Source organism: Flavobacterium sp. P21, from assembly GCF_050632225.1.
GTDB lineage: Bacteria > Bacteroidota > Bacteroidia > Flavobacteriales > Flavobacteriaceae > Flavobacterium.
The window spans coordinates 2,581,549-2,600,963 of the sequence record NZ_CP192585.1 but is presented as its reverse complement, the minus strand read 5'-3'; the positions used below and the strand labels follow the sequence as shown (position 1 = coordinate 2,600,963).

Genomic DNA, 19,415 nt, shown 5'->3' with positions numbered 1-19,415 from the left:
GCCCCACTAATCTCTTCTTAAAGATGAGATCGCAAAAAGTAAAATTTCTTTTCATAATTTGGAAGATTAGAAAATGGACAATAAATAACCTGTCGCGATAAACACGTATGCTTATGCAATTATAAAAAACACTAATAATCAATACTTTAAAATGCACTTAAAGTATTTGGGGCTTACCTATAAGTTACATTTCAGTAAAAAAAACATTTGGATTACACATAACTATGTATACCATAGAGCACTCTTATTCATTCTGAATAATAAGTTCCTCAAAACTTTTAGGAAATACTGATCTGGACCATTCTTCCTAACGAAGTGATTTGTTTGAAGCTTAATTTTCATAAAAGAAAAATTAAATTACTATGTGCGGGGAATTTTTTTATTAATATTCTGGTTTCAATATTATTAGAAGTTGATTATGCTTCCTTAAGATTTTCTGTTCTAGGAAAATCTAAACATTGAAACTTTTAAGCCAATAAATAATAATGATCGTAATTATTTAAACAACAAATACGAAACAACATTATTCATTAACAAAGCCGCCGACTGGGGCTTGAAAACAAATTAATAATACTATGAATAGATTTTTGGAATAAATCCAAAGTTGAATACAATGAAAATTTGTGGGCAAATTTTAAAGCTAACAATAAGCTTAATAGAGTAAGAATAATTTGAACACCTAATGCAAACTTGATAATGAGAGTAATTGTCAATTCCATACGCATATTAATTAAGTTACTTAAAAAATAATACCGATAAACACTTTTAGTTCAAAATTCAAACATTAAACAAAACATTCTAAAAACAGTAACATTTTATAAAATTGAATTGTTTTGTTTAACCTTTCTATTTCAAAAATAAAAAAATAAAATCAAAAACCAATCTAATTTTTCTGTTTTTTTTTAGAATACAGAATTGAAAAACACCTCAAAAAGCGTAAATACATAAGAAAAAACACCGTTTTTACTAGAAAAAGCAAACTTTACGAAGTGTAATAAAAACACGTTTATCTAACGTTAATTTTTAATTACATAAGAAAAAACCTATATATTTTAATTTAAAATACTACAGATTTAACAAAAACCCAATAAAACGCAAGAATATTATGTTTTTAACACCAAACTCTTAAAATATTAAGAAATCCGAAATAAACACGTAAAACTACCTGCTCAAAAAAAATTAAAGATTAAACAAATGTTAAAAAATAAAAAAGATTAAACAATTCACACATAAACTGTTTAATCTTTCCATTACTTAAAAAATCGAAAATCGTCTAATTATGACTCAATAATCGAATTAATTTGCTTGAACAACTGTCCGTCACTTAGAAAAGCTCCTTGTTGAATCAATTCAAAAATTGAAGAATTTCGATCCTCAGTGAAGATCTTTTTCCCAACCTTCATTTCTATAGTCTCAGTAAACATATTGTCACTCAACCATTGCAAACCTTCTTGAGTTAAAAAATCAGTCTCTGGCACTAATGATTTCAAAACAATAGATTGGACATAAGTATCAAAACATTGAAACAAAAAAATATGATTTTTAGAAAAATGTTCCAAAAATTCAGCTCTGCCCAACACACCTTCCCAAATCAAATCTGAAAAAACATCTAATTCCTGCTCAGCCACTTCGGGCTTATTTATCTTAAGAGAATCCCATTCTGCTTTATCAATTGCTTGAGTTGCTAAAAAACTAGCAAATTCTGCATGCAATTCATCAAATTGCTCTTTTGTTAATCTTGCGTATTTCATGTCATTGCGAGGAACGAAGCAATCTCGCTCCTATGTTTATTAAAAATTAAAAAGATGAGATTGCTTCATTCAACGCAATAACATCAAAAGAAAAAAATCCCGATTTTCATCGGGATTTCTATATAGATTTTTAAAACTATTACTTTTCAGCAACAATTTCGTAAGCTAACTCAACGATTACATCTCTGTGTAAACGAACCGAAGCATTGTATTTACCAATACGTTTTACAACACCGCTAGTGATGAATTTTCTATCGATAGCATTACCAGATTTCTCTAAAGCTTCAGCAATATCGATGTTAGTGATAGAACCAAAAGTTTCTCTCCACCAGCTTTTGCAGTAAGTTTAATTTCAAGAGCTTTCAAAGTTTCAGCTAATGCTTTAGCATCAGCAACAATTTTAGCTTCTTTGTGTGCTCTTTGTTTTAGGTTTTCAGCTAAAACTTTTTTAGCAGAAGGAGTTGCTAAAGTAGCAAAACCTTGAGGAATTAAAAAGTTACGACCGTAACCAGGTTTTACAGATACTACATCATCTTTAAATCCTAAGTTCTGTACGTCTTGTTTTAAAATAAGTTCCATGTTGTTGTCCTTATATTTTTAGAAGTTAGGTTCTGAGTTAACAGAAACCAGCGACTAGAGTTTTTAATTATTTTAATAAATCGGCCACGTATGGCATTAAAGCTAAGTGACGAGCTCTTTTTACAGCTACAGAAACTTTTCTTTGGTATTTTAATGAAGTACCAGTTAAACGACGAGGAAGAATTTTTCCTTGCTCGTTAACGAATTTCAATAAGAAATCAGCATCTTTATAATCGATGTATTTGATTCCTGATTTTTTGAAACGGCAATACTTTTTAGTTTTGTTAGTTTCAATGTTTAAAGGCGTTAAATATCTGATATCTCCGTCTTTTTTCCTTTTGCAGATTGTTCGATTGTAGACATAATAATTACGCTTTAGTAGATTTTAATTTTGCTCTTCTTCTCTCAGCCCATGAAATAGCATGTTTATCTAAACTTACAGTTAAGAAACGCATAACTCTTTCATCACGTCTGAATTCAGTTTCAAAAGCTAAAAGAACTTCTCCAGCTACTTTGAATTCGAATAAATGGTAAAAACCACTTTTTTTGTTTTGGATTTCGTAAGCCATTTTTTTAAGCCCCCAATCCTCTTTCGATACCATTTCAGCTCCTCTACTAGTAAGAAATTCTTCAAATTTCGTTACTGTTTCCTTCACCTGAACCTCAGATAAAACGGGATTTAAAATGAAAACAGTTTCATAATGATTCATAAATAAAATATTTATTTGTTAAAATTGGGTGCAAAAGTAAGCATTATTTTTATATATCCAACCTTTTTTTGCTTTTATTCGTCATACAGCAAAAAATACTCGCTCAGTTTAGTTTTTTTCCAAAAAAACAATACATTTACTACTGCTATCCTGAATTTATTCTAAATTTAAATGTTATGAAACTAAACTGTGTTGTTGTAGATGATAGTTCTATACAAAGGACGATTATTGCAAAATTAGTTAATAATCACCCAGGTTTGCACTTAATCGGGGACTTTTCTAATGCAATAGAAGCAAAAAGCTGTATCTCTTTAAATAATATCGATTTAATATTTCTTGATATCGAAATGCCTGTCATCAATGGTTTTGACTTCCTTGACGGACTTAAATCGAAGCCACAAATTATATTTATCACTTCTAAAGCCGAATACGCTTTAAAAGCTTTTGATTATGACGCTACTGATTATCTGCAAAAACCAATTGCAGTGGATCGATTCAACGCTTCTGTCAAAAGGGCAATTGATATGCACTTGCTTAAAAAAGAAGTCAAAGAAGAAGAAGGCGAACATATTTTCATCAAAAGTAATCTTAAAAAACTTAAAATCTTTACCGCTAAAATCAAATGGATTGAAGCTTTTGGAGATTACGTAAGAGTAGTTACGGAAGATGACAGCAATTTGGTGCTTTCTACAATGAAGTCTTTTGAAAATGATTTGTCTAAAGATAAATTTATCCGAGTACACAAATCTTATATCATCAATATTGATAAAGTAGAGCGCTTCAACAGCAAGTTTGCCGAAATCGGAATTACAAAAATCCCATTAAGCCGAAACAAAAAAGAAGATCTAGTAAAAGCATTGTCAACGTCGTCTTAATAGAAATCGACGTTAACAGTAACTTTTATTGCTCTGAACTGTGCAACAGCTTCAAAACTATTCAACATTTTCTGAATAGCTTTTTTTGTATTTCCTAAATGATGATTTTGAGGAATCTTAATTAATATTGTTCTAATATATTCATTTCTTATTCTGCTTATCGCCGGCTCCTCTGGCCCCAAAACCGGCATATTCAAATTTTGGCTTAAAACCTGATACAACCACATTGAACCTTCTTTCAATCGATCAAAGTCGCGGTGTTTCAAAGTCAGTTTTATGATCCGGAAATAAGGCGGATATCTATAAATTTGCCTATCATACAATTGCTCCTTATACATACCTATATAATTATGGTTTGTAACTTGTTGAATCGTATTATGATTTGGATTATAAGTTTGTATAACCGCTTTTCCTTGTTTTTCTGATCTTCCTGCTCTTCCAGCAACCTGGGTCATCATCTGAAAACTGCGTTCAAAAGCCCTGAAATCGGGATGATGCGGCATATTATCTGCATTCATGATTCCAACCAAACTTACATTCTCAAAATCCAGACCTTTGGCCAACATTTGGGTTCCTACTAAAATATCAATTTCACGGTTTTTAAAATTATCTATAATTTTTTCAAAACCAAATTTACCCCTTGTAGTATCCTGATCCATTCTGGCAGTCTTTGCTTTCGGAAAAAGCGACGCCAACTCCTGCTCTATTTGTTCTGTTCCAAAACCTTTTGTTGTTAAATCTATACTCGAACAACTGTGGCAATTGGTAGGTTTTGCAATAGAATACCCGCAATAATGACATCGCGACTGATTCTTATTTTTATGATATGTCAAACTCACGTCGCATTGTTGGCAATGTGGCACATGTCCGCATCGCAAGCATTCCATAATAGGAGAATATCCTCTTCTGTTTTGAAACAAAATAACTTGTTCACCTAAAGACATCGCTTCTGCAATTTCATCAATAAGAACATCACTAAAATGCCCTGTTATTCTTTTTCTAAAATGCTTGTCTTTTAAATCAACCAACACTACTTCTGGCAAACGAACATTTTTATAACGTTCGCTAAGGGTTACCAATCCGTACTTATCATTTTGTGTATTAAAATAGGTTTCGATGCTTGGTGTTGCCGAACCTAATATTACTTTTGCTTTATGAAAATTGGCCAAAACAATTGCCGCATCTCTTGCATGAAATCTTGGCGCTGGATCAGTCTGCTTAAAAGTTTGCTCATGTTCTTCGTCGACAATCAATAAACCTAAATTATTAAAAGGCAAAAACAAAGCTGATCTTGCTCCGATTACAATTTGAGCTTTTTCTGAATTCTCAAGCGTTTGTTTCCAAACCTCAACTCTTTCATTATTATTATATTTCGAATGAAAAACAGCTACTTTATCTCCAAAATGAAAACGCAATCGAGAAACCAATTGCGTTGTAACAGCAATTTCAGGAAGCAAATACAACACTTGCCTTCCTGTTTGCAAGTACTCCTCGATTAATTTGATATAAATTTCTGTTTTTCCGCTTGAAGTAACACCGTGAAGCAGACAAACTTCTTTCTCAACAAAACTTGCTTTTATAGCTCTAAAAGCATCCTCCTGCGCTTCACTTAACTGAAGTTCGTTTTCCGACTTTTCTCCACTAAAAGTAATTCGGTCATGTTGCAAAAAATATTCTTCGAAAATTTCTTTTTCAACCAAAGCTTTTACAACTGCAGAAGAGACATTAGAAAACTCTATCAGTTTCTTTACAGTAATTGGCTTTTTCTCAGAAGCGCTAAGCTGAAAAAATGCCATAACAATTTCTTTTTGTTTGTTGGCACTTTTTAAAACTTCCAGCAATTCTGCTAAACCATTATCAGATTCATATTTAGAATGTAATTTTACATATCTAATCAATTTTGGCTTGTAGCTTTCTTTTATTTCTTCTTCTAAAACAATAATATCTTTCGCAATTAATTTTTGAAGAACTGGCAGAATATTTTTTTATTTAAAATAGAAGCTATTTCCTGAACCTTCAATGAACTTTGATGTCGCAAGGCTTCATAAACCAAAAATTCATCATCTGAAAGTTCTGAATCATTAACTAAAACTTCTGGTTTATGAGAAACAATCGTTTCACTTTCCAATAATAATCCGCTTGGAAAGGCACCTCGATACACATCGCCAATGCCGCACATATAATAGTTTGCAATCCAAAGCCAATGCTTAATCTGGATTTCTGTTGCAATTGGTTTTTCATCTAAAATCTGATGAATTTCTTTGGCTTCATATAATGTAGGAGCATTTTCATGGATATCTAATACAAGAGCCGTATATATTTTGTTTTTACCAAAAGGCACCGCCACGCGCATTCCTATTTTTATGAAATGGAATTCGGCTTCAGAAATACTATAAGTAAAAGTCTTAGACAAGGAAAGCGGTAAAATAACTTCGATAAAAAACATGCAACAATTTTAAATATGATTCGGAAAACTATTTTTTTCCTGAAGATTTTTGAGCGAGATACTCATCAACCAATTTTAATGTATGACTTATAGATTTGTTAGTTGTTCCTTCGTCATGTCCCGGAATAACATACTTTGGATTCTTGCATTTAGTCTGGACTTTTACAATTGATTTTTTCCACTCTTTCACATCAGCATCTCCTAAATAACCTAAATCCTGAGCATCGGCACTTTTAATAAAACAGCCACCATAAAGAATTTTTTCTTTAGCAAACCATGCCACAACATTGTCTGGCGCATGTCCTTTTCCTGGATAATAAACTTCAAAAGTATGCTGGCCAACTGTAAAAATTGAATCATTCGGAATTATAAATTCAGATCTAGGCTCGTTTTTCTGTTTTAAAATATCATCTGTCAATTTAATCGAATAGGTTTTAATGCCTTTTTGTTTAAAAAATTCAAATCCACCAGCGCGATCCTCATGCGAATGTGTAGCAAAAAGCATTACTACCTCTTTCTTATGTTTTACCTTGATACTATCCAATAATGGCTGAAATTGCGTCTTATCCCAAGGCGCATCAAATAAAACAACGCCTGCATTTGTTACCAGATACATAGCATTGGCAGAAATCAGTGTTCCTTTATAGTCATGAAAGGTTTCATAAACATAAAAGTCACCCGTAAGATGACTTATTTGTAATGGCGAATTCTTAGATTGTGCAAAGCTATTTGCTGTTAAAACTAAGAATAAAATTATCGAAGCTAATTTTCGCATTTATTTTGAATTAATTATTTCACACGTGTCCAATATTGCGTTCTTCCCATCAATGAAATTCCAACATAACCGCGAAGTTTTAATTTGTCAGCAGATTCTAATGTAATATAACATTTGTATTTTTTACCATTTGTTGGGTCTAAAATTGTTCCGTCGTTATATTCGCTTCCATCTTTTTTAAGACCATTAATAATCACCATTCCTAAAATTGGTTTGTTTTTTTCAGCTCCATCACATTTGCCGCAAACATCCTTTTTATGATTTTCACGAAGTATTTCTACTACTTTACCATAAATTTTTCCTGATTTTTCGTAAACCTCTACGATTGATTTTGCTTCTCCAGTTTCATCGTCAATTGTTTTCCATTTTCCGATAACACTTTGAGCCTGAACACTCATTGCGAAGAAAAAACACCAATTGCTAACATCCAATTTTTCATACTATTTATTTTTTTTGTTTTAATTTTCTGATAGTAGCATTCAATTCGAATCCTAAAAGCAGAATCATACAGTTTATCCAAATGTAGAACATTAGAATCAATAATGTCCCAATTGAACCATAAAGTTCGTTATATTTTGAGAATTTTATAACCCAAATCCCAAAAAAGAACGAAGATATAACAATTAAGATGGTCGTAAAAACAGATCCAATGCTTATAAAAGGCACTTTATTATACTGCTTTGTACCATAACGCAATAATATTGAGGACGTTATCAAAATCATTAAAACCACAAACAAATATCGACCCAAAATAATCAACGGAATTCGATCACTAAGGACATCTTGAATGATTGTTTTTTGAATAAATACCTCAAAAACGACAATTGTTGCAACAGTAACAAACAAAATAACGGTCATCACAAGTGAAATAGCCAACGCCACCAAATATTGATGCAAAAATCCACGTTTGTCAAAAACATGTTTTGAAGATTCAAAACCGCTCAAAATACCATTTATACCATTTGCCATCAAAAATATGGACAGGAAAAAACCCGTTGATAATAAGCCTGAATGACTATTATTTAAAATATCGCTAATAATTTTACTTATAGCATCGAATGTGTTTGGAGGAACGCTCTGTTGCACAAACTGAAGAAAATCGTCCTGAAAATTATCAATTGGAATAAACGGAATCAAGTTCAAAATAAACAGCGCAAACGGAAACAAAGCCATAAAAAAGCTAAAAGAAACCGCACTTGCATGATATGAAAATGCCCCATCGATAATACCGATGGTATACATTTCAAGCAAATCATACAGCGAAAATCCTTCCAGCCAAGGCAATTTTATTTTCTTTAAAAGTCGGGCTAAAGAACGCACCACGGGTATTCTCTCAATCCGAGCTTCTATCTCTTGCGACATATTTTGTTGATTTTAGATTTTAGAGTTCAGATTTTAGATTACAAAACTCATAACTCATAACTTATAACTCATAACTTAAAAAGCTTTCAAGCTCAAATCCATGTTATAAATCGAATGCGTCAATGCCCCTGATGAAATGTAATTTACACCGCAAAGACCATACTCACGGATTGTTTTTTCATTGATATTTCCTGAAGATTCCGTTTGGCATTTTTTGCCAATTAATTCAACCGCTGTCTTGGTATCTTCGTAATTAAAGTTATCAATAAGGATTCTGTGAACACCATCACTCAATAAAATCTCTCTAATTTCATCTAGATTACGAGCTTCAACAATAATTTTTAAGTCCAAATTATTTTCCTTCAAATATTCTTTTGTTTTAGAAATCGCTCGTGTAATACCACCGGCAAAATCAATATGATTGTCTTTCAACATAATCATATCGTATAATGCATAACGGTGATTTTCGCCTCCTCCAATTTTTACAGCCCATTTTTCAGCGACTCTAAAATTTGGAGTTGTTTTGCGGGTATCTAAAATCTTTGCGCCAGTTCCTTCCAAAAGTTGCATTAAATGACTGGTTTTTGTTGCAATTGCCGACATACGTTGCATCGTATTCAAGACCACTCTTTCAGCTTTTAAAATAGACTGTGAGCTTCCTGAAACTTCAAAAACAACTTCACCGTATTCAACATGAGTTCCATCTTCGATAAAAGTTTTCACTTTCAGTTTTGGGTCCACATGTTCAAATATCATTTTAGCCAATTCAACGCCAGCAATTATCCCTTGATCTTTTACCAATAATCTCGCCTGACCATGTGCTGTATCAGGAATGCATGCCAACGAGCTATAATCACCAGGACCAACATCTTCTCTAATGGCATTTGTAATCAAAAGTTGTAATTCTGCTTGAAATTGCGCTTCACTTATCATTTTTCTATTTTTTATAATATGCTAAATTAGGATATATTTTATGGATTTAAAAATTCCAATAACACGAAAAGTTATATAAAGTATTAAATATCTCTTTTTTAACTATTAAAATATTCGGAAAAATAAAGTTACAATTCTTAACAAAACTTAATCTCTTAATAAGCGATCAATTAAATACCTTTGAGGTTCAATCAAGCAAAAATTTATGGGATTAATTAAAGATATTTACTCTGTTTCTTTTTACGAAAAATTTGGTCAAGCTGTGGCCGAAGTGCATCCTTCATTCAATAAAAAGAAATTCATTGACGCGATTTACGAAGGCGATTTTATTCAAAAAGAATGGAAAGAAAGGATGAAGCATACAACAGTTGTTTTACATCAATTTATGCCTCAAAATTTCGTAGAAGCAACTTCTTTGATTGATAAAATCATCGAAAATCTAAAGAAAAACAACTTTGCAGACAGTAATTTGGCTTTCATCTTTTTTGCTGATTATATCGAAATGTATGGTCTACACGATTTTAAAACTTCGGCGAAAGCCTTTGTTTCCATAACACAATTTATAAGCTGTGAATTTGCAGTTCGTCCTTTTATTTTAAAGTATAAAGAACAAATGATTGATGAAATGGTAAAATGGTCTTTACATGAAAATCATCACGTACGACGATTAGCCAGCGAAGGTTCTCGCCCGAGATTACCGTGGGCAATGGCGATTCCGTTTCTAAAAAAGACCCTACTTCTATTCTTCCAATTTTAGAAAATCTAAAAAACGATCCGTCAGAATATGTTCGTAGAAGTGTTGCCAATAGTTTAAATGATATTGCAAAAGATAATCCGCAGATTGTTCTTGAAATTGCCTCTAAATGGAAAAGCTATAGCAAAGAAACCGACGGAATCATTAAACACGGCGCTAGAACTTTATTAAAACAAGGTCATCCTGAAATTTTAAGCCATTATGGTTTACAAAGCACGAATATTGAACTTTCGTCTTTTGAAATCAAAACGCCAATTGTAAAAATTGGTGATTATCTTCAATTCCAATTTCATTTAAATAATAAAAATGAAGAACCAAAAACTGTTCGTTTAGAATATGCAGTTCATTATAAAAAAGCAAAAGGACATTTGGCGAAAAAGTCTTTAAAATCAGCGAGAAAATCTATCATCCGAATCAATTGACTAAAGTTGAAAGAAATCAGTCTTTTAAATTAATTACAACAAGAGTTTTTTATACTGGAATTCATCAATTATCGATTATTATAAATGGAACGGAGAGTGAGGTTTTGGAATTTGAATTGATTGGTTAAACAAAAAAATTCAATTTTCATGCTCCAGAGGAGCAAAATATTTATAGAAAACATCATATATTACCGCAAAAAAGCTCCAGCGGAGCGGCATTTATTTCACCCCACTGGGGCTTAATTTGGTGTTATATCCTTTTTTCTACAAATATTTCGTCCCTCTAGGACTTTTAAACTTAAATTTAATCATATCCTAAAAACTTAACCATCGTTTTTTCTTATTTTTATAATTCGAAAAAACTTTTCTTAATCTAAATTAAGTTACAGATTTCTATCACAACTGTAATTTTGTTTTCAAATCAAATCAAAATACCACATGTCAAATATTAGTTTAATTATCGAAGAACGCTCAGCCAATATTGGTAATTTTATGGTGGGTCGTTTATTGCCTTTCCGTGAAAAAAGAGCCGTTGGCCCATTTGTATTTATCGATCATATGGGACCTGCACATTTAAGTGATCATGAAAATATGGATGTTCCGCCACATCCGCATATAGGGCTTTCGACTTTAACTTTTTTGTTTGAAGGAAGTATCATGCACCGAGATAGTTTAGGAACCGAATTAGAAATAAAACCCGGCGCCGTAAACTGGATGACAGCCGGAAAAGGAATCGTACATTCTGAAAGAACACCAGAATATTTAAGACACTCAGATAAAATGCTTCACGGATTACAGATTTGGGTGGCACTTCCGAAAGAATTGGAACAAATGGATCCAAATTTCACGCATGTTGAAGCTGATGATATTCCGGCTTGGGAAGAAGACGGCGTTTCATATAAATTAATCGCCGGAGAAGCTTTCGGAAAGAAATCGCCTGTTCCTGTTTATAGTCCGCTTTATTTTATTGAAATTAAAAGCAAAGAAGCTAAGAAAATTAATATTGGAAGCCATTTATTTGGCGAAAGCGGTTTGTATATTTTAGAAGGAAGTCTTAAAAATGGTGAACATGTTTATGATCCTAGACAAATTTTAATTACAACAGAAGCTTCTCTTTGTGAGTTTGAAATTTCTGAAAACTCAACGGTTTATATCTTCGGCGGACAACCATTTCCTGAAGAACATTTTATCTTTTGGAATTTCGTTTCTTCGGATAAAGAATTAATCGAAAAAGCCAAAAAAGACTGGACAGAACAAACTTTTCCAAAAGTTCCAGGCGAGACCGAATTTGTGCCATTACCTGAACCAAGAATCAAATAATTATGGATACAATTTCAGCAAAAATAGATACGCGTTTATATAGAACGGAAATTACATCGGCAAGTGGAAATGTCTTAATTTCAGATGAACCACAATCATTAGGCGGAAAAAATTTAGGTTTAAATCCAACAGAGCTTTTGGCTTCGTCATTAGCTTCTTGCACATTGATTACTTTGCGAATGTACATTAATCGCAAACAATGGAATGTCGAAGAAATCAATATCAAAATTGATTTTGAAAGAGATTCAGAGCGAAATTGCACCTCATTTACCAGAAGAATTGAAGTAATCGGCGAAGTAGACGAAACGCAAAGACAAAGATTGGAAACGATTGCAAATAGCTGTCCAATTCACAAAACACTGACACATTCAATCGAAATCAAAACCACATTAATATAATTACAATGGAAATTCAACAAATAAACGATACAAGAAGAGGCTATTTTGAAGCGATCGAAGACGGAAAAGAAGCTGGAAAAATGACTTATACTTGGGCAGGAGATTCAAAATTTATAATTGATCATACTGAAGTAAGTCCTGATTTTAATGGAAAAGGTGTGGGTAAAAAACTGGTTATGGCTTCTGTAGAATATGCGAGAGCTAATAATTTGAAAATTATTCCGCTTTGTCCTTTTGCAAAAAGTGTTTTTGATAAGGTTCCTGAAATACATGATGTACTTTTTTCTTGAAGGGACAAAGTTACAAAGTAACAAAGGGTCAAAGGTTCCACTTTAAACCTAATATTTTTAATACTGAGACGCACTTTTGTGCGTCTTTTTTATTTTTTATAATACACATTTCTTTAAAACTTTGTCACTTTGCACCTCTGTACCTTTGTCACTTTGAAAACTTTGTTTTCAAATTTCTCCGAAAACTCGTATATTTGCGCGTAATTTAAACTTAGAGTATGACAAGGATAATTACGCTTTTCTGTATTTTTATAGCACAAATCGGCTTTTCTCAATCGGCTGAAAGTTATTTAGAAAAAATCAGAAATAATGAAGCGCTCTTAACCGCTTTTTTCAACAAATGCCTAAAGGAGGCGATTTACACCACCATTTTTCAGGATCAATTTACGCCGAACCGCTTTTAGAAAGAGCCATTGCTGAAGACTTTTATTTGAATGTAGAAACTATGGCAGTTTCGAAAACCAAACCTGAAAAAGGAAATTGGAAGAAGTTCTCTACTATAATTGAAGAAGAAAAAGCAGATCCAAAAAAATTAGAGCATGAAAAGCTAGATTACTACAAACAGCAAATCATGCAGACTTGGTCAATCAAAGATTATAATGGTTCTGTTCCTTCTGACGATCAGTTTTTTGATTCGTTTATGAAATTTGAACCAACAATCGCAGGTCATTTTGCAGAAGGAATGCTTGAACTTAAAAAACGTGCAATTGCCGAAAATGTAAGTTATATCGAAACACAATTATCGACAATTCCTTGTGATATGAATGTTTCTGATTTAGCTGATTTCAATACAAAATTACGTCAGGCTTCTGCTCAAAAAGATGAAAAAGCAGTTTTAAAACTTTTGGACGAATTGTATAAATCACTTCAGAAAAAAGAGGCTAAAAAATATGCCGAAGATTTCAACAACAATTTCTTGGCAAAACTTCATAAAGAATTAAAAATTGATGACGAAAAATTCACAATGCGTTATCAGAACTTTGTGCTTCGTTTTATGGAACCGGTTGATTTATTCAAAAATTTGGTGATTGCCTTTATTTCGTCAAGCGAAAGCAAATTGACAGCCGGTGTAAATATCGTTTCTCCAGAACATGGCGAAAATTCAATGAAAGACTATTGGCTTCACATGGTGATGTTTAAATACTGTCACGATAAATTTCCGAATGTAAAATACACGCTTCACGCAGGCGAATTGACTTTAGGTTTGGTTCAGCCAGAAGAATTGACTTGGCATATTAACGATGCGATTTATGTTGCCGGAGCAAACAGAATTGGACACGGAGTTGACATTGCATACGAGGCAAATTCATACGATTTGTTGAAATATATGTCAAAAAATAATATTCCGATTGAGATTAATTTAGCGAGCAACGAGTTCATTTTGAAAGTAAAAGATAACAGGCATCCGTTTACACTTTACAAAGAATTTAATGTTCCAATTGTAATCAGTACAGATGATGCGGGAATTTTAAGAAGCAATATGACAGAGCAATATGTTTTATTAGCAAAAAGATATCAGGACGTTTCATATTCAACAATAAAAAAATACGTTTACAACGGCATTAATTACAGTTTTATCCAAGACGAATCAGTTAAAAAACAATTGATTAAAGATCTTGATAATCGTTTTAAAGCTTTTGAAGCGAAATTCACTAAAAACTAATAAAAATCAGCCAAATCTGCTAAATCTGCGAGAGTATATTTTTCTCCCGCAGATCAAGCAGATCAAGCAGATAAAATTCATTTAAATATGATTCTAGAAGCGGCATTTCTATATGTAAAACCAGAATTAGCGAATCAATTTGAAGCTGATTTTGCGAAAGCAAGCCAATACATTTCATCAATAGACGGTTATTTAGGACATCGTCTAGAGAAATGTCTGGAAGTCGAAAACAAATATCTTTTATTGGTAGACTGGAATACACTTGAAGATCACACAGTAGGTTTCAGAACCTCAGAAGCGTATTTGGAATGGAAAAAGATTCTGCACCATTATTACGAACCGTTTCCAGTTGTAGAGCATTTTGAAACCGTTTTTGAAAATAAAAAATAGTTTTTTGCCACAGATTTCACAGATTAAAAGGATTTTTATTCAGTTTAAATAATTTAATCTGTGTTAATCTGTCAAATCTGTGGCAAAAAAATAAAAATAAATTCGTGCTAATTTGTGCAATTCGTGGCAAAAAAACTTTACAAATGAACATCAAGTTAATCGCAATAGGCAAAACAGACAATAAATCGCTTCAGACTCTGATTGACGATTATACCAAACGTTTGTCGTTTTACATCAAATTTGATTTGGAGATTATTCCCGACATCAAAAACGTAAAAAACTTATCTGAAAGTCAGCAAAAGGAAAAAGAAGGCGAATTGATTCTATCAAAACTTTCCGCAACTGATCAATTGATTTTATTGGATGAAAACGGAAAAAACTTTTCGAGCGTAGGTTTTTCAGAAGAATTGCAAAAGAAAATGAATTCCGGTGTAAAAACGTTGGTTTTTGTTATCGGTGGTCCTTATGGTTTTTCTGAAACAGTTTATAAAAAAGCACAAGGAAAAGTTTCGCTTTCGCTAATGACGTTTTCACATCAAATGGTTCGTTTATTTTTTATCGAACAATTATACCGCGGATTTACGATTTTACGAAATGAGCCTTATCATCATCAATAGTTTTTGTTTCAAGTTTTGTTTGTTTCAGGTTTCAGGTTTTAGAAGATGAATTCTTCATCAGTCAAATTAATTAAAGGAACTTGAAATTTTAAAGTTCCGATAAAAATCTTGTTTTTTATATAAGCGTCGTAGCTTATATTTTTATTAAAACAAAACATATACTTAAGAGGCTTATCATGAATCATGTGATTCAAATAACTCTGTAATTCTTCTCTTTTAACCAAAATTCCCTCTACTAAAATTGAATTATCTTTTTTGAAATACACTTCAACTCCAAACTTTGGTTTTTCCATTTTATAAAGCACTTTAGTAAAAGGCAAAAAAGCTAAATTCTTTCCAATCGAATCTGCATAAGAATAATAATTTTGAGCATTTTCATTTTTATGCGCACTATCTTCGCGTTTCTTTTCCTGCAATTTCATTACCTCAGGAATTACCAATTTTAAAGGAAGACGCTTGTCAATATTAAAAATCCAATTGGTTGAAATGATGCTATTTTTTCGATTGACATCAGCAATTGTGTCTTTTCCTTCTGTTTTAAAGAAGATATAAATTGGAGAATGATCTTGTACGTCTTTTACAATTGTAACATTTGATTTTGGGAGCAAAACATCTTTTTTTCTCCACAGGAAAATAGAAGACAAATTATGGCTAAGACAATGTATTTCATATCATTAATAGTATTTTTAAAAATTATTCAGCTCTGTATTTTTTCTTGTAATAATGAATAATATCTCTTTTCTAATTTCATATAATCATTTTTCCAATCCTGGACAGTTTTTGGAACGTTATACTTTGAATAATTCAAAATTAAAATCTCATCATCTATATCATCAAAAAGACTCCATTCTTCTTCATCTTCATATATCTCCCCCTTCCAGATATTCATTTTATTTTTATCAAAAGCTATGAGGAATTTTTCACCAACATATCTGCGAATTTTCCAAAATAAACTAACTGCATCTCCATGATTTAAATTGAAATTTATTTCAAATACTTCATAAAAATCTATAGGATCACCTATTTCCTGCACAAATTCATTTTTTGTCCAAATAGGTATATCTCCAAAATAGAATAAAATAGCTGTACTTTCTCCTATTTCAACTTTTTGCAGTATGTTTAGAGTATTTATAATGTTTGGTTTTTCCATAATCATCAATAAAATAAACTCGATTAATTAAACTTACTAAACAAAGTAACACATTCCACCGCTTCTTTCACATCGTGAACACGAAGAATTTTTGCGCCTTTCATTAAAGCAATCGTATTCAGAAAAGTTGTTCCGTTTAAAGCTTCTTGCGGTGTAATGTCAAGTGTTTTATATATCATCGATTTTCTTGAAATCCCTGCTAAAACTGGCAATTCTAATAAATTAAAAAGCTCCATTTTTTGCATGACTTCATAATTCTGATCGGTTGTTTTGGCAAAACCAAAGCCAGGGTCTAAAATCAAATCGTTGATTCCGAGACTTCTTGCCTTTTTTACTTTTTCTGAGAAATAAAAAAGCATTTCTTTAACGATATCATCATACTGTGTCAAACTCTGCATCGTTTGCGGATTTCCACGCATATGCATCATAATATAGGGAACGTTATAATGCGCAATTACCTCAAACATTTTTTTGTCTAATTCTCCCGCCGCAATATCGTTTATAATCGCTGAGCCACTTTCAATACTCGCTTTTGCAACTTCGGCTCTAAAAGTGTCGATTGATAATAACGTTTTTGGAAAATGTTTCAAAATCAATTCAATTGCAGGAACAATTCTATCGATTTCTTCTTGTTCCGAAACAAATTCGGCACTTGGCTTGCTGGAATATGCACCAATATCGATAAACGTTGCTCCTTCTGAAAGCATTTTATCGACTTGTGAAATAATTTCGTCTTCGTTTTTGTATTTTCCTCCGTCAAAGAAAGAATTTGGCGTAACGTTTAAAATTCCCATTACTTTAGGAATCGATAAATCTATAAGTTCGCCTTTGCAGTTAATCAACATTTTGTTTCAAGTTTTATTTGTTTCAAGTTTCAAGTTGATGCAGATTGCGCAAGTTCGAAAACTTGAAACGTGAAACCTGAAACTTGAAACATTTTCCGGTTTCAAGTTATCCCCGTTAACACTTTGTTTAGAAAAAACTTGAAACAAAGAAAACCTGAAACTTGAAACTCTAAAAAAATTATCCTTATTTTTGAAAAAATTTAAGCAAATATACAGCATATAAATGAAGAATACTTCCCAAGAGTTTGATAATGTAATTACGATCTGTCGTACTTTGTTTATCAATAAAATGAAAGATTACGGCAGTGCATGGAGAATTTTAAGACTTCCATCATTGACTGACCAAATTTTCATAAAAGCGCAAAGAATCAGAAGTTTACAAGAAAACGATGTTCGCAAGGTTGATGAAGATGAAAAAGGAGAATTCATCGGAATTATCAATTATTCGATTATGGCTTTGATTCAGTTAGAGCTTGGCGTTGTGGATCAGCCTGATCTTGACGTTGAAAAAGCAACCGAATTGTATGATGCTAAAGTAAAGCTTACCAAAGATTTAATGGAAGCAAAAAATCACGATTACGGTGAGGCTTGGCGTGATATGCGCGTAAGCTCTTTGACCGATTTGATTTTGCAGAAACTGCTTCGCGTTAAGCAAATTGAAGATAATAAAGGAAAAACTTTAGTTTCTGAAGGAATTGATGCTAATTATCAGGATATGATTAATTATTCTGTTTTTGCACTGATTTTAAATCCTATAAAATAAATAGTTCGCCACGAATTGCACGAATTTTCACAAATTAATTCGTGAAAATTCGTGCAATTCGTGGCAAAAAAATCCCAAATATATTCCCATGAAAAACATCATTACCCAATTTTCCCGATTATTTGTCGGTGTATTATTTATCATTTCAGGATTAATCAAACTGAATGATCCCGTTGGTTTCTCTTATAAACTAGCTGAATACTTTAGCGAACCTGTTTTCAATATGCCATTTTTAGAACCTTTGGCATTAGGTTTAGCAATCTTTTTAGTGATTTTAGAAGTAGTCTTGGGTGTAATGCTTTTGGTTGGATATAAATCAAAATTGACGATTTGGGCTTTATTATTATTGATCGTTTTCTTTACCTTCCTTACCTTCTACTCGGCTTATTTTGACGTAGTAAAAGATTGTGGTTGTTTCGGAGATGCCTTACACTTAACGCCTTGGCAGTCATTCACGAAAGATGTTGTTTTACTTTTCTTCATCTTGATTTTATTTATCAATAAGAAATTAGTAAAACCATTATTTTCAAAAATGGTTACTAATATTCTTGTATTAATCAGCATCATTCTTTGTGTATTTATGGCTGTTTGGGTTTTAAACCACAATCCGATAAAAGATTTCCGTCCGTATAAAGTGGGGACAAACATCGAGAAAGGAATGGAAATTCCGGAAGGTGCTCCAAAATCGGTTGTTGAAATGATTTTCATTTACAAAGTAAACGGCGTTGATAAAGAATTTACAGAAAAAGATTTGATGAATATTCCGCAAGGTGCCACTTTTGTCGATCGTAAAGACAAAGTGATTACAGAAGGATATATTCCGCCAATTCATGATTTCACGATGACAAAAGACGATTCTGATTATAAAGCAGAATTATTGCAAGAGCCTAAATTAGTAATTTTTGTGACTTATGATTTGGCTTTATCGAATCCTGAAGGAATGAAAAAATTAGAAAAAGTAAATCAGGATGCAAAAGCAAAAGGCTATAAAGTAATTGGAATGACGGCTTCTGGACCAGAAGAAATTGCAAAAGCAAAAAAACAATATGGCTTAAATGTTGATTTTTATTTCTGCGATGCAACAGCTTTAAAAACCGTTGAAAGAGCAAACCCGAGCATTGTGGTATTGCATAAAGGAACTATTATTCAAAAAGTACATTACAACGACGTTGATGATTTGAAATTATCTGATGTTGCTTACGGTATTTAAAAGCCTAAACAAATAATTTACTAAACGCCAATATTTCTCTTTTTTAGATTTATTGGCGTTTTTTTTGAATAAACAATTAACCAAAAAGAAATATGTTTTCAAGGCCAAAAAATGAATCAACTACCAAGTTTTCTAAAATTCTTTACTTTTTTTATTTATATT

At 32.1% G+C, this 19,415-nt stretch carries 21 protein-coding genes and 3 pseudogenes; 12 read left to right on the top strand and 12 right to left on the bottom strand.

The annotated features are described in order from the left end of the window. Nucleotides 1–1,277: 1,277 nt before the first annotated feature. The 4 genes and pseudogenes from ACQ9BO_RS12925 to rpsF form a co-directional block, all read right to left on the bottom strand. Nucleotides 1,278–1,751, bottom strand: a complete 474-nt coding sequence (locus ACQ9BO_RS12925) for a DUF6495 family protein (protein ID WP_431245005.1) — start codon at nt 1,749–1,751, stop codon at nt 1,278–1,280. A gap of 139 nt (nt 1,752–1,890) precedes the next feature. Further along, nucleotides 1,891–2,330 (bottom strand): annotated as a pseudogene (rplI, locus tag ACQ9BO_RS12920) (50S ribosomal protein L9). Between the two features lie 67 nt (nt 2,331–2,397). Next, a pseudogene (gene rpsR, locus ACQ9BO_RS12915) lies at nt 2,398–2,693 on the bottom strand (30S ribosomal protein S18). Nucleotides 2,694–2,698: 5 nt separating this feature from the next. Then, nucleotides 2,699–3,040 (bottom strand): 30S ribosomal protein S6, encoded by a 342-nt coding sequence (gene rpsF, locus ACQ9BO_RS12910; protein WP_068842999.1) that lies wholly within the window; start codon nt 3,038–3,040, stop codon nt 2,699–2,701. 176 nt (nt 3,041–3,216) lie between these two features. On the opposite strand from rpsF, the gene ACQ9BO_RS12905 reads away from it, so the two are divergent. Next, nucleotides 3,217–3,915: a LytR/AlgR family response regulator transcription factor gene (locus tag ACQ9BO_RS12905; protein WP_026729423.1), complete on the top strand. Its 699-nt coding sequence runs from the start codon at nt 3,217–3,219 to the stop codon at nt 3,913–3,915. Here the strand turns inward: ACQ9BO_RS12905 and priA are convergent. The 5 genes and pseudogenes from priA to nadC all read right to left on the bottom strand — a co-directional run bounded on the left by priA (nt 3,912) and on the right by nadC (nt 9,431). Continuing rightward, nucleotides 3,912–6,361, bottom strand: a pseudogene (gene priA / locus ACQ9BO_RS12900) (replication restart helicase PriA). The gene ACQ9BO_RS12905 and the pseudogene priA overlap by 4 nt on opposite strands. Before the next feature lie 28 nt (nt 6,362–6,389). Further along, on the bottom strand, nt 6,390–7,136 hold the full coding sequence (gene bla-B1-FLAV, locus ACQ9BO_RS12895) for a subclass B1 metallo-beta-lactamase (protein WP_431245004.1): 747 nt from the start codon (nt 7,134–7,136) through the stop codon (nt 6,390–6,392). Nucleotides 7,137–7,150: 14 nt separating this feature from the next. Continuing rightward, nucleotides 7,151–7,567 (bottom strand): DUF2147 domain-containing protein, encoded by a 417-nt coding sequence (locus tag ACQ9BO_RS12890; RefSeq protein ID WP_431245003.1) that lies wholly within the window; start codon nt 7,565–7,567, stop codon nt 7,151–7,153. A 13-nt stretch (nt 7,568–7,580) separates the two neighbouring features. Next, a complete protein-coding gene (locus tag ACQ9BO_RS12885; RefSeq protein ID WP_431245002.1) occupies nt 7,581–8,498 on the bottom strand; it encodes a YihY/virulence factor BrkB family protein in 918 nt (305 codons plus the stop codon). A 75-nt stretch (nt 8,499–8,573) separates the two neighbouring features. Further along, nucleotides 8,574–9,431 (bottom strand): carboxylating nicotinate-nucleotide diphosphorylase, encoded by an 858-nt coding sequence (gene nadC, locus ACQ9BO_RS12880; protein WP_431245001.1) that lies wholly within the window; start codon nt 9,429–9,431, stop codon nt 8,574–8,576. Nucleotides 9,432–9,636: 205 nt separating this feature from the next. Between nadC and ACQ9BO_RS12875 the strand changes: the two genes are divergently transcribed. The 9 genes from ACQ9BO_RS12875 (at nt 9,637) to rlmH (ending at nt 15,285) form a co-directional block, all read left to right on the top strand. Next, the gene (locus ACQ9BO_RS12875) at nt 9,637–10,188 is read left to right on the top strand and encodes a hypothetical protein (RefSeq protein ID WP_431245000.1); all 552 of its coding nucleotides are present in this window, start codon (nt 9,637–9,639) and stop codon (nt 10,186–10,188) included. After that, nucleotides 10,131–10,607: a hypothetical protein gene (locus ACQ9BO_RS12870; RefSeq protein ID WP_431244999.1), complete on the top strand. Its 477-nt coding sequence runs from the start codon at nt 10,131–10,133 to the stop codon at nt 10,605–10,607. The genes ACQ9BO_RS12875 and ACQ9BO_RS12870 overlap by 58 nt, the downstream gene beginning before the upstream one ends. Beyond that, a complete protein-coding gene (locus tag ACQ9BO_RS12865; RefSeq protein WP_431244998.1) occupies nt 10,604–10,735 on the top strand; it encodes a hypothetical protein in 132 nt (43 codons plus the stop codon). Before ACQ9BO_RS12870 ends, ACQ9BO_RS12865 begins: the two co-directional genes overlap by 4 nt. 310 nt (nt 10,736–11,045) lie before the next feature. Then, entirely contained in the window at nt 11,046–11,927 is an 882-nt protein-coding gene (locus ACQ9BO_RS12860; protein WP_431244997.1) for a pirin family protein, read from the top strand. 2 nt (nt 11,928–11,929) lie between these two features. Then, on the top strand, nt 11,930–12,325 hold the full coding sequence (locus tag ACQ9BO_RS12855) for an OsmC family protein (RefSeq protein WP_160782612.1): 396 nt from the start codon (nt 11,930–11,932) through the stop codon (nt 12,323–12,325). 5 nt (nt 12,326–12,330) lie between these two features. Then, on the top strand, nt 12,331–12,615 hold the full coding sequence (locus ACQ9BO_RS12850) for a GNAT family N-acetyltransferase (RefSeq protein WP_132990422.1): 285 nt from the start codon (nt 12,331–12,333) through the stop codon (nt 12,613–12,615). A 340-nt stretch (nt 12,616–12,955) separates the two neighbouring features. After that, nucleotides 12,956–14,278, top strand: coding sequence for an adenosine deaminase (locus ACQ9BO_RS12845; RefSeq protein WP_431244996.1), 1,323 nt, complete (start codon nt 12,956–12,958; stop codon nt 14,276–14,278). 87 nt (nt 14,279–14,365) lie between these two features. After that, nucleotides 14,366–14,668 (top strand): antibiotic biosynthesis monooxygenase family protein, encoded by a 303-nt coding sequence (locus ACQ9BO_RS12840; protein WP_431244995.1) that lies wholly within the window; start codon nt 14,366–14,368, stop codon nt 14,666–14,668. A gap of 143 nt (nt 14,669–14,811) precedes the next feature. Next, a complete protein-coding gene (gene rlmH / locus ACQ9BO_RS12835) occupies nt 14,812–15,285 on the top strand; it encodes a 23S rRNA (pseudouridine(1915)-N(3))-methyltransferase RlmH (protein WP_026729408.1) in 474 nt (157 codons plus the stop codon). A 38-nt stretch (nt 15,286–15,323) separates the two neighbouring features. On the opposite strand, the gene ACQ9BO_RS12830 is transcribed toward rlmH, so the two are convergent. From ACQ9BO_RS12830 to folP, 3 genes are all read right to left on the bottom strand, one after another. Then, entirely contained in the window at nt 15,324–15,893 is a 570-nt protein-coding gene (locus tag ACQ9BO_RS12830; protein ID WP_431244994.1) for a hypothetical protein, read from the bottom strand. Nucleotides 15,894–15,982: 89 nt separating this feature from the next. Next, nucleotides 15,983–16,435, bottom strand: coding sequence for a hypothetical protein (locus ACQ9BO_RS12825; protein WP_431244993.1), 453 nt, complete (start codon nt 16,433–16,435; stop codon nt 15,983–15,985). A 23-nt stretch (nt 16,436–16,458) separates the two neighbouring features. Continuing rightward, the gene (gene folP / locus ACQ9BO_RS12820; RefSeq protein ID WP_431244992.1) at nt 16,459–17,280 is read right to left on the bottom strand and encodes a dihydropteroate synthase; all 822 of its coding nucleotides are present in this window, start codon (nt 17,278–17,280) and stop codon (nt 16,459–16,461) included. A 223-nt stretch (nt 17,281–17,503) separates the two neighbouring features. On the opposite strand from folP, the gene ACQ9BO_RS12815 reads away from it, so the two are divergent. Both ACQ9BO_RS12815 and ACQ9BO_RS12810 read left to right on the top strand, forming a co-directional pair. Continuing rightward, nucleotides 17,504–18,043 carry a DUF1599 domain-containing protein gene (locus ACQ9BO_RS12815; RefSeq protein ID WP_431244991.1) on the top strand — a complete coding sequence of 180 codons (540 nt, stop codon included), beginning with the start codon at nt 17,504–17,506 and terminating at the stop codon, nt 18,041–18,043. A gap of 88 nt (nt 18,044–18,131) precedes the next feature. After that, nucleotides 18,132–19,253, top strand: a complete 1,122-nt coding sequence (locus ACQ9BO_RS12810) for a BT_3928 family protein (RefSeq protein ID WP_431244990.1) — start codon at nt 18,132–18,134, stop codon at nt 19,251–19,253. Nucleotides 19,254–19,415: the final 162 nt, after the last annotated feature.

What these genes read in the sequence shown, in the direction of transcription:
- ACQ9BO_RS12925 (WP_431245005.1), bottom strand. Translation starts at nt 1,751, where the DNA reads ATGAAATACGCAAGATTAACAAAAGAGCAATTTGATGAATTGCATGCA.
- rpsF (WP_068842999.1), bottom strand. Translation starts at nt 3,040, where the DNA reads ATGAATCATTATGAAACTGTTTTCATTTTAAATCCCGTTTTATCTGAG.
- ACQ9BO_RS12905 (WP_026729423.1), top strand. Translation starts at nt 3,217, where the DNA reads ATGAAACTAAACTGTGTTGTTGTAGATGATAGTTCTATACAAAGGACG.
- bla-B1-FLAV (WP_431245004.1), bottom strand. Translation starts at nt 7,136, where the DNA reads ATGCGAAAATTAGCTTCGATAATTTTATTCTTAGTTTTAACAGCAAAT.
- ACQ9BO_RS12885 (WP_431245002.1), bottom strand. Translation starts at nt 8,498, where the DNA reads ATGTCGCAAGAGATAGAAGCTCGGATTGAGAGAATACCCGTGGTGCGT.
- nadC (WP_431245001.1), bottom strand. Translation starts at nt 9,431, where the DNA reads ATGATAAGTGAAGCGCAATTTCAAGCAGAATTACAACTTTTGATTACA.
- ACQ9BO_RS12875 (WP_431245000.1), top strand. Translation starts at nt 9,637, where the DNA reads ATGGGATTAATTAAAGATATTTACTCTGTTTCTTTTTACGAAAAATTT.
- ACQ9BO_RS12860 (WP_431244997.1), top strand. Translation starts at nt 11,046, where the DNA reads ATGTCAAATATTAGTTTAATTATCGAAGAACGCTCAGCCAATATTGGT.
- ACQ9BO_RS12855 (WP_160782612.1), top strand. Translation starts at nt 11,930, where the DNA reads ATGGATACAATTTCAGCAAAAATAGATACGCGTTTATATAGAACGGAA.
- ACQ9BO_RS12850 (WP_132990422.1), top strand. Translation starts at nt 12,331, where the DNA reads ATGGAAATTCAACAAATAAACGATACAAGAAGAGGCTATTTTGAAGCG.
- ACQ9BO_RS12845 (WP_431244996.1), top strand. Translation starts at nt 12,956, where the DNA reads ATGCCTAAAGGAGGCGATTTACACCACCATTTTTCAGGATCAATTTAC.
- ACQ9BO_RS12840 (WP_431244995.1), top strand. Translation starts at nt 14,366, where the DNA reads ATGATTCTAGAAGCGGCATTTCTATATGTAAAACCAGAATTAGCGAAT.
- rlmH (WP_026729408.1), top strand. Translation starts at nt 14,812, where the DNA reads ATGAACATCAAGTTAATCGCAATAGGCAAAACAGACAATAAATCGCTT.
- ACQ9BO_RS12825 (WP_431244993.1), bottom strand. Translation starts at nt 16,435, where the DNA reads ATGGAAAAACCAAACATTATAAATACTCTAAACATACTGCAAAAAGTT.
- folP (WP_431244992.1), bottom strand. Translation starts at nt 17,280, where the DNA reads ATGTTGATTAACTGCAAAGGCGAACTTATAGATTTATCGATTCCTAAA.
- ACQ9BO_RS12815 (WP_431244991.1), top strand. Translation starts at nt 17,504, where the DNA reads ATGAAGAATACTTCCCAAGAGTTTGATAATGTAATTACGATCTGTCGT.
- ACQ9BO_RS12810 (WP_431244990.1), top strand. Translation starts at nt 18,132, where the DNA reads ATGAAAAACATCATTACCCAATTTTCCCGATTATTTGTCGGTGTATTA.